General features: G+C 35.6%; 18 protein-coding genes and 2 pseudogenes. 2 read left to right on the forward strand and 18 right to left on the reverse strand.

The window, feature by feature from the left end; translation table 11 throughout:
* From H9655_RS14900 to H9655_RS14940, 9 genes and pseudogenes are all read right to left on the reverse strand, one after another.
* Positions 1-477: hypothetical protein (locus H9655_RS14900; protein ID WP_191815375.1), on the reverse strand; the 477-nt coding region annotated here is incomplete at its 3' end.
* A gap of 312 nt (positions 478-789) precedes the next feature.
* Positions 790-2031: pseudogene (ltrA, locus tag H9655_RS14905) on the reverse strand (group II intron reverse transcriptase/maturase).
* 289 nt (positions 2032-2320) lie between these two features.
* Positions 2321-2890, reverse strand: a pseudogene (locus H9655_RS14910) (radical SAM protein); the annotation flags it as partial.
* A 22-nt stretch (positions 2891-2912) separates the two neighbouring features.
* Positions 2913-3518: an ABC-2 transporter permease gene (locus H9655_RS14915; RefSeq protein ID WP_191815379.1), complete on the reverse strand. Its 606-nt coding sequence runs from the start codon at positions 3516-3518 to the stop codon at positions 2913-2915.
* Positions 3511-4380, reverse strand: a complete 870-nt coding sequence (locus H9655_RS14920; protein ID WP_191815381.1) for an ABC transporter ATP-binding protein — start codon at positions 4378-4380, stop codon at positions 3511-3513. The genes H9655_RS14915 and H9655_RS14920 overlap by 8 nt, the downstream gene beginning before the upstream one ends.
* Entirely contained in the window at positions 4381-4758 is a 378-nt protein-coding gene (locus H9655_RS14925; protein WP_191815383.1) for a GntR family transcriptional regulator, read from the reverse strand.
* A 272-nt stretch (positions 4759-5030) separates the two neighbouring features.
* Positions 5031-5510, reverse strand: coding sequence for a GNAT family N-acetyltransferase (locus tag H9655_RS14930; protein ID WP_191815564.1), 480 nt, complete (start codon positions 5508-5510; stop codon positions 5031-5033).
* Positions 5503-5928, reverse strand: coding sequence for a VOC family protein (locus H9655_RS14935; protein ID WP_191815385.1), 426 nt, complete (start codon positions 5926-5928; stop codon positions 5503-5505). Before H9655_RS14935 ends, H9655_RS14930 begins: the two co-directional genes overlap by 8 nt.
* 105 nt (positions 5929-6033) lie before the next feature.
* Positions 6034-6216, reverse strand: coding sequence for a hypothetical protein (locus H9655_RS14940; protein ID WP_191815387.1), 183 nt, complete (start codon positions 6214-6216; stop codon positions 6034-6036).
* Between H9655_RS14940 and H9655_RS14945 the strand changes: the two genes are divergently transcribed.
* Complete coding sequence (locus tag H9655_RS14945) at positions 6216-6926, forward strand: hypothetical protein (RefSeq protein WP_225230664.1); 711 nt, start codon at positions 6216-6218, stop codon at positions 6924-6926. The genes H9655_RS14940 and H9655_RS14945 overlap by 1 nt on opposite strands.
* Positions 6927-7209: 283 nt before the next feature.
* The gene (locus H9655_RS14950; protein WP_191815391.1) at positions 7210-8529 is read left to right on the forward strand and encodes an alkaline phosphatase; all 1320 of its coding nucleotides are present in this window, start codon (positions 7210-7212) and stop codon (positions 8527-8529) included.
* Positions 8530-8568: 39 nt separating this feature from the next.
* Here H9655_RS14950 and H9655_RS14955 read toward each other — a convergent pair whose 3' ends face one another.
* The 9 genes from H9655_RS14955 to H9655_RS14995 form a co-directional block, all read right to left on the reverse strand.
* The gene (locus tag H9655_RS14955) at positions 8569-8949 is read right to left on the reverse strand and encodes an SLAP domain-containing protein (protein ID WP_191815393.1); all 381 of its coding nucleotides are present in this window, start codon (positions 8947-8949) and stop codon (positions 8569-8571) included.
* A gap of 382 nt (positions 8950-9331) precedes the next feature.
* Positions 9332-9541, reverse strand: coding sequence for a hypothetical protein (locus tag H9655_RS14960; RefSeq protein WP_191815395.1), 210 nt, complete (start codon positions 9539-9541; stop codon positions 9332-9334).
* A gap of 163 nt (positions 9542-9704) precedes the next feature.
* Positions 9705-10565, reverse strand: a complete 861-nt coding sequence (locus H9655_RS14965) for a helix-turn-helix domain-containing protein (protein WP_191815397.1) — start codon at positions 10563-10565, stop codon at positions 9705-9707.
* 536 nt (positions 10566-11101) lie between these two features.
* The gene (locus H9655_RS14970) at positions 11102-12088 is read right to left on the reverse strand and encodes a DUF4871 domain-containing protein (protein ID WP_191815399.1); all 987 of its coding nucleotides are present in this window, start codon (positions 12086-12088) and stop codon (positions 11102-11104) included.
* Positions 12048-12626 (reverse strand): sigma-70 family RNA polymerase sigma factor, encoded by a 579-nt coding sequence (locus tag H9655_RS14975; protein WP_318245494.1) that lies wholly within the window; start codon positions 12624-12626, stop codon positions 12048-12050. The genes H9655_RS14970 and H9655_RS14975 overlap by 41 nt, the downstream gene beginning before the upstream one ends.
* Positions 12627-12688: 62 nt before the next feature.
* Positions 12689-13966, reverse strand: coding sequence for a histidine--tRNA ligase (locus H9655_RS14980; protein ID WP_318245495.1), 1278 nt, complete (start codon positions 13964-13966; stop codon positions 12689-12691).
* Between the two features lie 231 nt (positions 13967-14197).
* Positions 14198-14542: a hypothetical protein gene (locus H9655_RS14985; protein ID WP_191815401.1), complete on the reverse strand. Its 345-nt coding sequence runs from the start codon at positions 14540-14542 to the stop codon at positions 14198-14200.
* Positions 14543-14566: 24 nt separating this feature from the next.
* Positions 14567-15022 (reverse strand): DUF3888 domain-containing protein, encoded by a 456-nt coding sequence (locus tag H9655_RS14990; protein ID WP_191815404.1) that lies wholly within the window; start codon positions 15020-15022, stop codon positions 14567-14569.
* A gap of 54 nt (positions 15023-15076) precedes the next feature.
* Positions 15077-15493 (reverse strand): NUDIX domain-containing protein, encoded by a 417-nt coding sequence (locus H9655_RS14995; protein WP_191815406.1) that lies wholly within the window; start codon positions 15491-15493, stop codon positions 15077-15079.
* Positions 15494-15847 lie beyond the last annotated feature (354 nt).

A 15847-nucleotide genomic window follows, 5' to 3' on the forward strand; every position in this document is an offset into this window, starting at 1 on the left:
CACTTTTGCGTTGCTTATACCCTTAATCTTTCTTCTATTTGCTTTAATACTTCCTTTTGCGTTGCTCACATCCTCAAGCTTTCTTCTATTTGCTTCGATACTCGCTTTTGCGTTGCTTATATCCTCAAGATTTCCTCTATTTGCTTCGATACTCACTTTTGCGTTGCTTATACCCTTAATCTTTCTTCTATTTGCTTTAATACTTCCTTTTGCGTTGCTCACATCCTCAAACTTTCTTCTATTTGCTTCGATACCCCCTTTTGCATTGCTTACATCTTTAATCTTTCTTCTATTTGCTTCGATACTCACTTTTGCGTTGCTTATACCCTTAATCTTTCTTCTATTTGCCTTGATACTTCTTTTTACGATGCTTATATCCTCAAGATTTCCTCTATTTACTTTAATACTCACTTTTGCGTTGCTTATATCCTCAAGATTTCCTCTATTTGCTTGGATACTCTCTTTTTCGTTGCTCATACCAAACTTTCTTCTATTGGCTTCGATACTTCCTTTTACATTGCTTATATCCTCATACTTTCTTCTATTTGCTTTGATACTAACTTTTGCGTTGCTTACATCCCCAATCTTTCTTTAATCAGCCCCAATACCTCCTTTTGCATTGCTTACTTTAACTCTTAAATCCGATTTGTCATTTCCACTCTGCTCACTTCTTTCCTTAGTAAAGACGCTACTTCTTTTAAAAATAATCGAGTAGGAGGGAGTGATTAACTCCCGACCTCTCACACCACCGTACGTACGGTTCCGTATACGGCGGTTCAATTAAGATAATTAACGCAAAGTTTCATAACGACCTTGTAGACTTTTAAGCCCTTGGTTACTCCAATAAGAGTTTCCCAGGGTTTTGTGTAATATTGGACTGTTCGAGATACGCCAATAACCTTTTCGGCTATTTCCCTATTCGTAGGCCTTTTCTTTCGGTATCCCTAGTTGGCTAAGGTTTCTCACTCTAGTCCTTGGGTTTTTCCAGTTCTTCCACAAGCACATGCGAAGCCTTCTTCTTGTCCAACCATCTATTTTCCTGAAGATTGATTGCGTGTCTGCCAATGCAAAATATCCACACCATCCCATTGAATATTGGTTCAGTTTCTCAATCCGATATGGATAGGGCATCTTCCTTGAAGTGATTTCACGTACTTTCTTCTTCATTCGTTTTAGGCTTTCTTTTGCGATACGAATTTTCGGCTCTTTTGAAGCTGTATAGCTAAACCCTAGAAACTTTCGTTTCCATGGTCGTTCTACTGCTGACTTCTTCTCATTCACCTTTAGGCGAGTTTTCCCTCAATGAATCGCTGAACGCCAGCCATTGCTCGTTCTCCTGCTCGTTTCGATTTTACGTAGATATTACAATCATCTGCGTAACGAACGAATTTATGCCTTCTGTGTTCCAATTCTTTATCTAGTTCATCAAGAATGATGTTAGAAAGTAATGGGCTCAGTGGTCCACCTTGTGGTGTTCCTATCTTTGTACTTGAAACAACACCGTATATCATGACACCAGCTTGTAAATATTTTCAAATGAGCTTCAATAGTGGTTTAACAGTGAGTTTCTTCGCTAGTATGCTCATGAGTTTATCATGATTTACTTTATCAAAGAACTTTTCCAAATCCATGTCTACTACCCATCTGTATCCATCTTTGATATATCCTTTTGCTTTTCTTACTGTGTCATGTGCACTTCGATTTGGTCGAAAGCCATAACTATGTTCGGAAAATATCGGGTCATATATCTGCGTTAGTACTTGTGTAATTGCTTGTTGAATCAATCGGTCTGTCACAGTAGGGATACCTAATAACCGAACACCGCCATCAGGTTTCGGGATTTCGATTCTTCCGACAGGCATTGGCTTATAGGTTCCCTCAAGAATCTCCTCTTTAATGGTTGACCAGTTTTCGACTATGTGCGGTCGTAGGTTTTGTACGGGCATCATATCTACTCCGTGGCTTCCTTTATTCTACTCGTTTTAACGCTTGAAACATATTCTCCCGTGATAGGATTTGATTCAAAAGCATCGTTATTCTTCCTTCCGTGAATAGCTGATCTTCTTATGCCAATGGTCACTCCACCCTCCACAGGGACCCCCACGGAATTCACCGTTTCCTTCCTCAAGTGAGGTACTTCGTTTTCTGTGTTCATCATGACTCAATGAATGCCAAGGGCTATTCTCTCTTAATTGTTCAGTCCTTCCGAATCGTTCTAAACCGATTCGTACTATGACCTCGGCTGACTTCTGATGGTTCAGCTGCTTATCTCTAAGCAGGTTATGAAGTGTACTTCACGTATCCATCAGACCTCCCCGGGTAAGGGGGCAATCGCTACTTGTGTGGGAATATTGGCCTCTGCTATTTTTTTCAAGGCGTTCATTCTCGCCTGAATGGGTGGTGCTTCGGGTGAAAAATGCTTACGGATTTCCTCATCATCCGTTTCAATTGTCATACTAACACGTACTTTGTCTCCCAATTTTTTTAATAAATCAATATCTCTCGTGACGAGCGGGCTTCGTGTTTGAATAAGGAGGAAATCTGCTGGATTGCTGACAAAGACTTCTAAAAGCGACCTCGTGACTTCTTCTTTATACTCCACTGGTTGATATGGGTCCATACTTGATGACATGAATATCCTGACGCTTCCTTTCTTCTTTTCCCTGTTCAATTCTTTGTCTAACAACAGAGCAGCTTCCTTTTTCACATCGACCCACTCACCCCATTCCCCTTTACGAAAAAGGGAAACAGGCATTTGCCTTACATAACAATAAGCACAGCCAAATGTACAGCCCGTATAAGGATTCAGTGTATGTGTGTAGCCTGAAAGATAGCCAGTTCCTTTATTGAGAATCGTCTTCGGTTGTTTATAAAGATACTCTTTTGTCATCTTCCGAACACCCCATTATGAGTTAGAATACTTTCCGACTATAAATAGTCAATGAGATCGCCCAAGAAATCAAATAAACGAAACTCACTAATACAGCGAGAAGCAGTATTTCACTACCATTTAATGAAACTATATACTCAAAAGTAGACATTAAAGTCCCAGCCATATTCAAGTCAAAAATCCTCGCTACTACCATAATTATCCCAAATAACCCAAGTGTACCAATTAATAAATATTGACTCTTAAATTGATAAGAAAACGGAAATAGGAAAGAAATTGCCAACATCACAAGACCGAAAATAAGTAATGTCTCTTTCCAGCCTGTAAACGTCGAATGAACCAAAATATCCCAAGCAAAGACGACCAAAACAACTAACACAGTGTATAAAAGTGTACCAAAATATTTCGAGCTTACGATTTCTTTTCTTGTATATGGCAGGGCATTCAGCATTTTATTAATCTGCGGTTTTTCATCGAGGGCAAATGCATTCATCGCCAAAGCAATACTGAATATGAGCGCATTCCAGATGCTAGATGTATTTTGTGTTAAGAAGAGGATAAAGATAGGTAGCAATAAAATCATCGTATTCTTCTGTAAAATAAAATCTTTTTTTAGCAAGTTAAACATACGTTTCTGCCCCCTTTTTCGTGTAAAACATTAGATCTTCAATAGATGGTTTTTCCGTGACGACCAAATCACCAAATACGTCATGAATCTTCTTTTTATTAGCTGTTAAAGCTTCAAAACCTGATGAAGATTTGCGGATGCCAATGAACTCTTTTTCCGTATCGCGATCTAATAACTCGATACCACCCTTCACAATGGCATAATCTTCTTCAATGCGAAAAGCTTCTTTTGTAAAGACATGTTCCCCATTATGAATGAATGTAATATAATCCGCTATTTTATCTAAATCCGACGTAATATGGGTTGAGAAAAAGATTGTCTTCGTCCCATCTGCCATGATTTCTTGTAAAATATCTAGTAATTCTCGGCGAAAAACTGGATCTAAGCCAGATGTGGGTTCATCCATAATAATCAGTTCAGCATGATGCGATAATGCAATCGTTAATGAAGTTTTCATTAACATGCCTTTAGAGAATGTCTTAATTTTTTTCTTTAAAGGTAGCTCAAATTTTCTTACATATTCATCAAACAATGCATCATCCCAATTATGATAGGCTGGGCGCAGAAGTTTGCGCAATTGAGCGAGAGTGATATGTTCATAGTAGACATTCTCATCAAAAACAAAGCCAATCCGTTGTTTGATTTCTTTTTCATGTTGTTTATATTCAAGTCCAAAGACCTTCACGACGCCTTTGTCCGGTTGCAGTAAATTCATCATCAACTTAATCGTCGTTGACTTTCCTACTCCGTTTCCCCCGATAAACCCAGTAATAAACCCTTTTTTCACAGTTAGGTTCATGTCAGTTAATTGAAAACTTCCAAGCATTTTATTGACGCCTTGTAACTCAATTACATTCTCCATTTAGTTTTCCTCCCTGTATAGTAATGTAAGTAATTCGATTAATTCAGTAAGCGGAATGCCTATTTCCTTACTATTTTCCACGGCAGATAGTAATTGTTCCTCGATTACCTTCATTTTTCGTTCTTTCATCATTTCGTTATTTTGTTCGGATACGAATGATCCTTTACCAACAACGGAGTAAATAAAGCCATTTTTCTCAAGTTCCTCATAAGCACGCTTCGTTGTAATAACACTGATGCCCAGATCTTTCGCTAGCTGCCGCATAGATGGCAATGCCTCACCTGCCTCAAGCTCCCCTTTTAATATTTGCGTCTTCACTTGGACACAAATTTGTTCATAAATCGGTTCTTTCGATTGATTAGAAATGATTATTTGCATCATTGCCCCTCACCAACATATTGTATATATACTTTATATACAATATACACAAATAAATGAAGGTATGCAATACTTTTTATAAATACAAAAAAGGAAAAGCCTCCCCCACTTAATAGAGCGCTTTTCCTTTCAATAATATGACTATTCAATTACTTTTCCCCAGCCAATATTAAAGGCAACTATCTGAGCCAATCCTTAATTTTATAATCAACTTCTCCATCGCCAATATCACGGCAAAAAATTTTTACTTTACCAATCGTTTAAAAAAGATACTATGAAAGCTGTTTATATAATAACAATTCATCTCGGATGGGAATACCATTACTTGCTACAAATGGTATGGAAGGTTTAATTGTTCGCGCTATCTCTACTGCGTTTGGATAAAGTGATTTTAATACATAGCCACGTTTTTGATAAAAAGATAATGCATGTAGATTATCATTCGTTGTGATGAGTTGAACCGCCTTTGCCCCAAATCCTCTTGCCTTTTCTTCAATAACAAACATTAAACTTGAACCAATCCCCTGTCCTTCATCTACACTGTCTAACGAAATGACTTCATATATTTCTTCATTATGCCTTATGTAAGTCACTAGGCCAACAATCTCACCTTTAGTACCCTTATATACATAGCCATCCAGCTCATCACAATGATAGACGCCAGAGGAGAGAACCATCTCTGTCGTGCCCCAATGTTTTGAAAAAAAGTCACTCACTCTTTCTCTATTATTCTCGTTTATCATCTCAATCATAGATGACATCCGTCCTCCTTTGTTTAAACGCCGGACTTAACTCACTCCAAACATCAAATTGATTGCCATTACAATCGCAAAAGATAAAGTTCTTACCCGCATGACCACGATCTTCAATTGCCCCTACCCACACATTTTCCTCTCGAAAAAGGGCATGCAATCTTTCCAGCTCAGCTAGCCCGTCCACTTCAAAAGTAACAGAAAAATGTTCTCTTCCTTCTATGTCAACAAATTGGGAGCGTTCTCCGCTTTCTGCTTTTACTAAAAATATACTTTGATTCGCTAAATCGAGAATGGCTTTATGTTGATCTTGATAATTAACATTTGCACCCAGATGTTGTTGATACCACTTTGCTGATTGTTCCACATCTATTACAGGTAGATAAGTCGTTCCTATTCTTACTACACGTTCCTTCATTTCTTTATCAGCTCCTTCTTGCTAAAATATTCGCCTCTGCTCTGAGATTTCCTTTTCACTTACTGAAAATGGAAGGAATCTAATAGATGAGAAGCGAACACTTTATTAGCATAACAATAATAAGGAGGCAGCATTAGTTGAGAATCGTTGATAGAGTTGAAGATTTTGTGAACCATTATCAGCCCACACCTGAATAGTTAGATCAGTATTATCATCAATTTCAAGCAGACTATGATGTTTATTTCTCCCACCATTGTTTACATATTGAGACAAAAAAACGAGCCGCATTGAAGAAACACCCTCCTAAGCTACCAGAACTTTTATCGATGAGAGACTTATTTCTTGAACACATACCAAAAATACTTCAAAGATATGAAGCGATGTTTGATGTAAATTATACTAAAACAGTCCGTTTGCTCGTCGGCTTATACGGAAGCAATGCCTTTGTGTATCAGCAATATCATCCTGATGTGGCCTTTTGTTTAGAAAAAATCCCCTATAACGAAACTTATATAAAAATTATTATTGCCCATGAGTTTGGACATGTCATGCACCATTTATATAATGACATCTATTCGCAAGATTGGCATCTTGTCAATTGGACTCACCCCTATACATGGCTTTTACAAGAAGGCATCGCAACAACCCTATCCACGCTATTAGTAGAAGCACGTTTAGACGAACATTTCGCCTTTGAAGAAGATAGAAAATGGCTAGACTTCGCTCAAGAAAATGAACGTTTGATCGCCACACAGTTTCTTTGTGATATGAGGACTATTAACGACAGTCATACTATTTTTAAAGAATGGTTTTCTATTAACGGCGGGAAAACCTTTAATCAGACCCGCTTAGGCTATTATCTTGGCTATCAAATCGTTAACTCATTATTATCACAGTATGATATAAAAGAAACATTCACCATTTGGAAAGAAGATGACTTTGTTTCTATAATGGAACATGAGCTTAGAAATATGATTATGACAGACAATCGAGTTTAGTAGTGGCTTCCCTCCTACTAATCTCGATCATTATTCATAAGTGTAAATGCCCTTCACACCTCCTTCACGCAACTTTTACATAATTTAGAACAAAAGTGCGATTGCCACAACTGATTCAGTAAGCATCCTTTCCTTTTAACCGTAAAAATCATACCAAATCACTGTTTTCCGCAACTAATTACCCATTTTTTTCTTCTTTACTCTTTTTTCATCCTCTCTTTATCAACCGTTAAAAATTCGACCTTATAGTTATCTTGTACAAACCATTTAGGGGGGAAGAAACATGTTGAAAAAGACTTGGAAAAAGAAACTATTGTCACTCGCTCTTGTATCTACCATTGCTGTCGGGGGCATCTCTACCGTACTACCTGAGCAAGAAGTTGCAGCGAAAGGGAAGCCAAAGGGAAAAGATAAAGCACAAAATGTCATTTTCCTTATTCCTGACGGTTTTTCCGCGGCCTATGCAACAAACTATCGTTGGTACAAAGGTGAGGATACCGTTCTTGACTCGATGAACATCGCGATGCAACGTACATACTCAGCGAACTCCAATATTACAGATTCAGCAGCTGCCGGAACAGCAATGGCAACTGGCGTAAAGACCAATAATGGTATGATAAGCACCGATCCAACTGGTAAAGAACTAAAAACGATATTGGAAGAAACAGAAAGGAAAGGGAAATCATCTGGGCTAGTTGCCACTTCAACGATTACCCATGCGACTCCAGCAGCTTTCGCTTCACATGTCGCTTCTCGTGCAGATGAAGCAGATATTGCCCCTCAATTACTCGACAATGATGTGGATGTTATCTTAGGTGGAGGACAAAAATACTTTACTGACGAATTAATTGATGAAGCAAAAGACGACGGCTACCAATTAGTTACAAATAAAAGAGAATTGGATCGTGTGAAGAAAACGAATAAAGTGCTTGGTTTATTCGCCGAAGAAGGGATGGCCCCGGAACTTGATCGCGAGGGCACACAACAACCTAGTCTAGCAGACATGACAGAAACGGCTATTGATACATTGAAAAAGAATAAAAATGGCTTCTTCTTAATGGTTGAAGGAAGTCAAATTGACTGGGCAGGACATGCAAATGATGCGGCATGGGCAATGAAAGACAGCGAAGCATTTGAAGAAGCTGTCATTGAAGCAATGGATTTCGCTAAGAAAGATGGCAATACGCTTGTTGTTGTAGCGGGTGATCATGATACTGGCGGAATGTCTGTCGGAGGTTATGGTAATGGAAGTGCTAATGTGGAAATGTTACGAGATGTGACGGCTACAGGTGACTATATGGCTTCCAAACTTAATAAGAAACGGACAAACGCTAAGAAAGTGTTAAAAGAATATGCAGCGATTGATTTAACGAAAGCTGAAGTCAAAGCAATCAAAAATGCTGATAATCCAGCTTCTTCTATCAATCAAATCATTTCAGAAAGGGCATCTGTCGGTTGGACAAGCACCGCCCATACAGGAATTGATATCCCCGTTTACACTTATGGCCCAGGGTCAGAACTGTTTACTGGCACAATGGAAAATACAGACTTACCAGTAAACATGGCCAAAGCAATGAAAATTAACTTTAAGCCCGGAAAATAAAAATGAAACAAGCCATCTCCATTCAGATAGAGATGGCTTTTATTCTTCTAAAACTAACCTTCCCACACCCTTTTCAAGTACATCCCCCGCCCCCGGAAATATAAATGTCCATGGCATTGACGTGTTTGGCTCAACAAGCATTTGATTCGTTGTAAAAATATGTTGAGCAAGTCGTGTACCATCTTCGGCTAAATAAAACATATGAGTATGCTCTAAAACAAAAGCCTCTTTCGTTGTATTTTGAATCAGTACTGATATCAATAAGTCCCCTCTATGATTTTTTGCTTGCCAAATAGGGGTAAAATCAATCATTTCCTTATGTAGATGAGGGACAGAACGACTAAAAATCCCCTCAATCTCTTTGCGGTCCTTATCCGATAAAGTAGAGGCCCATTTTTCTTGAAAAACTAATGAATGCATTGCTTCATCCCTTTCCTATTAACTTTATATTAGACATTTAACTGATAGAAGTAAAATGAAACCTTAATTAACATCTGAAGGATTTTAAAATAGAAGGTAGACATTACTGGTAGAAGGTGGTTCAGGTAGTAAGGAATCAACAAGAATAGCCATATCTTTACAAGGATTGAACAACGACAACACCATAGATATTCCAAATATCTGCTGTTGTAGTGGGGCATACACTCTCATTCTTGCTAAAAGCCTTCCAAAAAAAATAGAGTATAATACTTGGATAATAAAGGGGACTTACTTTGGCTTCCACGCCATACAAAAAGGGAACCACACAAAAATTTGTGTGGTTCTTCAATGAAGACAGATTCATTTGACTAGTTACCGAACATCAATTCACTTTTCTATGTTGCTGATTTAACTTATGGATAATCGTCTGATAAAACTCCACTTTTTCCCTCTGCAACAAAAACATTTGATGATTAGGGTTCTCCTCGTGCATTGGTCGTAAATCATCAAACAGCGTTTTATGAACATTCACAACATCTTTAAGAATATCAATAACGGCATCTAATTCCTTTTCATTCAATCTCTGTGACATAACGAGTCCATCTTTCTATATTTGAATTGAGTTTCTTATTTCTACTTAAAAATGGGTTTAATATATTTTTTGACCTCCCTACTTGCTATAGTGTGAGTTCTAGTTATTCAATATTTTAACTCAACTTTCTATGTAGAAAAAATTCATGTCATATTTGAAAACACTAATTTTCTAAAAATTTCTCTAAATATTCTTCGTGGTTTACTGCTAATAAAATTGAACCTAAATCATGCATAATTTGTATCGCACTTTTACACTTTTCAATTCCTTTTTCTTTTTTCTGTGTTTTTATATCGTACAAACCTTTTAAGAATAATAGTTTAGTTTTCTCAAAATATAGTACTTTATTTTCAAGCATTTCATCTACTATCTTGATAAAATATAATGATTCTGACATCCTGTTACCTTCAATACAAAAAACAGTTGCATTTAATAAGATGCCTACAACTTCATCTCTATTTACATTTAAATTCATATAAAGTTTGGATCTTTTAAGTATCTCTTTCGAAAATAAAATAACCGAATCAAGTGTTAAAATACTTAAAGAATTCCCAAACAAAATATTTTCATAATAACCCCATGTTTCCACAGACAGCAAATAATCACTCAAATATGTTTTATCTTCAGCTGATATATCGTATTGATTTCTCAAATCACAAATTAAGGCACTAATCATTATTGAATTAAGTTTATATGTATTTCTTTTGGTTTCACTATATTTTGCTAATTCCTTTTTTTTAAGTGTTTCTAATAAGATAATATTATTACTTTCATACGCAGATCTTACGTTATCTAACATGACTTCGTGTTCCATAAGCTTGTAATCATTTGCAATAAAACGAAATTCTTCTAATGTTATATTCATTTTATTAAGTAATGAATAGAACTTAGAAAGGGAAATATCTGATTCATCACGTTCGAATTTTGATAAAAATGAGACACTAATATTTCCTTGTGCTATATCTTTTAATGAGAGGTTTTTTGCCAGCCGTATTGTTCTAAATACATGACCAATTTTATTCATAGTATCCTCCGATTTTCATATATGAAAAAAAACAGGAATTATTATTTATTTATATTATCATTATTAGGAATAAATTCATACAAAGGTGGTAAGTAAATTGTTAAAAATTATTTTCAAATTACTCACAACTAGCTTGGGCATAACAGTAATTATCGGTGCGAGAAGCATCATTACTACTTTATAGATCTAATACTATTTTCTCCCAGAGCCCTATAAGGGTTCATTCTTTTTATAGGGCTTATTACATGTTATTTTACATTTTTTACATACTACATAATATCTAAAAGCGTATATTATGTAATAAAAAGCTATACCATTTATAATCAACAAGGAATTTAACCTTCGTAAGCATCAAATCATAATTACTTACTTCTACATTATCATTTAATTTCTTTACAAAACCCCTACTAGGGTATTTTCCTTAATACCAATTTGCCTAACAATAAGTTATGTGTTAAATATCTATTTATCTTTCAATAATAGTTAAATTATAAAAAAATAGTCCTGAATAAACAGAACTATTTCTTCAATCAACTTCATTTAATATTTAATATGATAGTGTCAAATAGTTTTTCATTTGTGTATATAAGGATTGCCCATTGTCCGGTTTTTGGTAATTTTACAGATGAAGGGGCGTGGGCATCTGCTTCATTATTACTACTCGATAAGTCAATTGACCAGCCTGTCGTTAATATTTGATGCGTCGTTTTCGAACCTTTATGATATCCGACTACAGTTAATTCTGTTTCTGTTGGGTTCTTTATCCCCCATAAATGCCACATCCACTTTTGATTATGTTCAACACTTGGTAAATCCGCACCTATAATACCAGTTTTATTTTCATTACCTATCATATTTTCTTTAAATCTTATCGCTTTCTGATTCCAATCAATTTTTCGAATTTCATCTTTAGTTACGAAAAGAGGTAAATTATCATCTGGAACAGATAAAACAACATCCCCATAATATTGATTATCAAATTGAATTTCTAATTTCCATATGCCTGGTTCAGGTAACGCAAATACTGTGGTAAATCGATTCAAACTTTCGTATCCAGATGAAGCTTGGGTAATGATCTTGGATGGTAATATAGTTATTCTCTCTCCATTTCTTTTATTTATAGCATAGATGGCTAGATCCTTTCCCTCATACTTTTCAAAAGGTTCTTTGAAAGAAAATAAATAACTATATTCACCATTAACCGTTAAATTGGGATCAGGGAAGACTGAGAACAATTCACGACTATTAATACTAAAAGTATGCCTAATATCCCATATATCCCCATCTATCATCATATTAACCATTTTTATAGAAATAGGCTGTTTAGCTAATACAAATATAATAAAAAAAGTAGTTGCTATTGTAGCGATGTAAAGAGGAAATTTACTTTTAACACGTTTCTTTGGTTGATACTCAGATTTTATTTTTTCTTTAATTTTCAATTTCTGTGTAGTGGTAAAATGTTCCCCTTTTAACATAGAGCTATCCATTGTTTCTCTTAGCTGTTTTAATTCCTTTTCCATTCGCCTCTCCCCCCTCCATCAATACCCTTAATTTTGCCCTCGCTCTTTTTAATCTTGTTTTCAAAGTGTTTTCATTCAGCTTGAGGATATGACTCATTTCCGCAATTGAAAGCCCGTCATAATAATATAAGATGATAACTTCACGATACTTAATAGGTAGTGATAATACAGAGGCTGATAAGAACAATCGTTCATTGTTATGAATCATTTGTGTCTCAGGAGATCGCTCTTTACCTTGTTTAAATTCTAGTATACTCGAATTGAAAATCATTCTTTTTCTATTAGAGTGCTTTAGTATATCTTTACTCTTATTAATCGTCACCCTGTACAACCAAGCCTTTAAAGAGTGTATTTCTTCTAATTTGTCATAATGCTTATAGCAAATAATAAAAACATCTTGAATCACATCTTCTGCTAAATTCCAATCCTTTAAATAGTTGAAGGCTAACTTTGTCAATGCTTCACCATAATTATCCATAACCTGTTCGAACCAAATATCATGTTCCTGATTAAAAGAAATTTCCTTATCCCCCGTCACCCCATCACCTCTATTTCCTCCATACCCTTAAGACGACCAAAGTTCTTTTTCGTTTCAAATTTTCAATTAAAAAGAAAAGCTACTTCTATCTCCTCCCCCGTCCCCATATCTTTCACATAGTACTTATTGTTCTTCACTTCATTTTCTCCAATAATAATGACTTTTTTTATACTTTCTTTATTTGCACGTTCAAGGGCTTTGCGAAGCTTAATTGTATTCATTTCTAGTAATACACTGTATCCTTTTTTCCTTAAGTGATTGGCTACTCTTAATGCCTCGATATTTTTACTGAGTGGTATCACATAATAATCAACTGTAGCGGGGCTAAAAACCTGAATATTTTTCGCTATGAATGCTGTAGAAATGACATCTAAACCAAAAGATATTCCTACTGTTGGCATGGTTTCATTTGTGCCAATGAGGCCTCCAATCGTTTGATCGTACCTTCCTCCACTACCAATACTTGATGTAATTGTTTTATCCACAAGAAAAATTTCATAAATAGTGCCGGTGTAAATTTCTAAGCCTCTCGCTAAAAAAGGATTAAATTTACATTGTTTCTCTATAGATAAAGCCTGCAAAAAACTTTCTAATTCAGTGATTTCTTTAACCCCTTCTTGTACTTCTGTGGATTTATAAGATCCAATAGAATATAACGTTGTATTTTCACCTTCTTCTAAAAAACTTTGAATCCTATTTAATGTATTTCCTGAGAGATTGATATTATTAAGTTCTTTCATCACACCATCGACACCAATCTTATACAGTTTATCTATGACCAATATCACTTGATTGAGTTGAGGTTTATCGACTCCAAAGAGTGTCAACATTCCGCTTAGGTATTTGCGATTATTATATTGAATCTCCACTTGAAGGCCAATTCTCTCAAAAGCATCAAGAGCCATGAGCATTAACTCCGCTTCTGCCATCTGACTTTCAATACCAGTCACATCCACATCACATTGGGTAAACTCCCTAAGTCTCCCCGTTTTAATAGGGCCATCCCGAAATACTTTCCCAATCTCATAACGCTTAAATGGCATCTTCAATTGAGGATTCATCGCTATCAATTTAGCAAATGGAATGGTTAAGTCATATCTCAGAGCCAACTCTCTTTGTCCTCTGTCGGTTAAATTGTACATTTCCTTCAGGATCTCATCTCCACCGCTATATTTGGATGCCATTAATTTTGAATAATTCAGTATAGGTGTCTCTAGCGGTTCACACCCATATTGAACGAATACATCCTCCAGTGTTCGAGTAATGTCTCTTCTCACCTTTGCCACTTCCGGTAAATAATCTTGAGTCCCTTTTACATTTCGTTCTTGCATTTTCTTCATGCCTCATTCTCCTTTTTTTATAATAAAAAAACCGCACTTGATATAAGTGTGAACTTAATCAAATACGGTTGAATGGAAAATAGCCTTCCTATTTACGATTTTTTCAGATCGAAATAGCAAAGCTAGGTTTTATGATGATGAAATTGTGAAAATGAGCATTCATTATTTATAGGCATCATTCTTCACCTCAATTTTTTCATTATTCTATCATCTATTCCTTCATTTATCAAATCAGATTGGCTGAATTATTTTTTTCTTATAGATAGTGATCAAAATAAAACTTAGTAAATATAATAACCAAGCGAAACCAGCTATAGCGAAGATTCCAGGGGTTAAGGCAAAATAAAGTGAGCACGGCAATGACCAAATAACTGCAATGAGCATGAAGAAATGATTCGAGACCCTAATAAATATCATAATGAACAAAGCAGGGAGTGCCAACAAGAAGAATGTTAATAATGCTGTATCTATTCCAACAAAAGCAGAAGAATAAGGGTTAAAAAAAGTAAACATCGCCCAAATTAGCATATTCATTAATCCCGCTATGAATCCGACCACTCTAGACATCTTTTTCAACCCAATCGCCTCTCTTCCATTGAATTAACTCTCTTCATACACAGCCTCTCTATGTTTATAATCTAATAACTCAACTTCCGTAGATGCCAAGCTCTTATTATTTTTCTGTGTTTGTAAGGATTGAGGTGAAATACCAAAAGTAATCGTATCAACACCCAATTGAGTAGACTCATTATAATCATATGGTAAAACCGTTAAACTAATCAGAAAAGAATGGCCCATTTCATTACCTTTCTTCCGTTGCTTTATTTCTACAACGTTATAGTCTTTTGCCTGCCAGTCAAATTGGATAACCGTCTCCTTTTTATAATAATCATCGGCAGCATTCCTTACCTCTTCATTTAAAATAGCGAATACAAAATGATTCACCACTTGCTCCCTATTTTTTGCATCATGTTTATATTCTTCGGCATGTGCCTTTTCAAGACTTACATGGCAAGCGAGGAAATATATAAGCAGTAAGATGGCGAATTTTTTCATAAAATACATCTCCTTTTTAACATTTTTTGCCACAGGAGATTATTTTATACGAAACTAATTTTCCTCAAAATAATAAAGGGCAGATTGTTTTAATAAGTAGCGAATACCCTTTTGATGATAAGGCATCCAAGACTCCGCTTCTGCTATGCTCATCCATCTCACCTCTTCGATCGTCTCCGTATCATTTATTTCAATCTCTCCACCTATGATTTTCGCCTTAAACGTAAAGAAGATGGCATGAAAATTTTCCTTTTCCATAAAGGCCTCATTAATCGCAACAATATCACCCACTTCAATATCCAAACCTGTTTCTTCTTTCGCTTCTCTAATTGCTGCCTCTAGTAAGGTTTCGCCTTTCTCTACCCCTCCACCAGGTGGGGACCAATTATTATGTTTACTATTCTTTACCATTAAGATATTTTCTTCGTTTTCATCGACAATCATTGAATAAGCTACATCTACTCGATTCATTACTCTCCCCCTTTTTTGAATACTTTTATAATTAAGATTTTAACGGTGAAAGTTTATGTAAACAACATTTTTGAATGTATGGTAAAATATATTAGGGTTTTTATGGAAATACAAAAGAGATTCGACATACAACCTAAGTATTTAGTTACAGAATATTTACATACAAATTCCTTATTTTCCACACATTAATGTCATGAATCTTACATTTTTTCTACATTGGTGTTCTTCTTTCTAGTTAATTGTGTTTAATCGTTATGTGAAGGGCAAAGTCTATAATAACTTTAGTCATAACAGCATTGCTTAAGAAGTCACAAAAACGACACCAATCGTACACAGGCAAAAGGTTGTATCTCC

The organism is Cytobacillus stercorigallinarum, from assembly GCF_014836495.1.
Classification (GTDB): Bacteria; Bacillota; Bacilli; order Bacillales; family Cytobacillaceae; genus Cytobacillus; species Cytobacillus stercorigallinarum.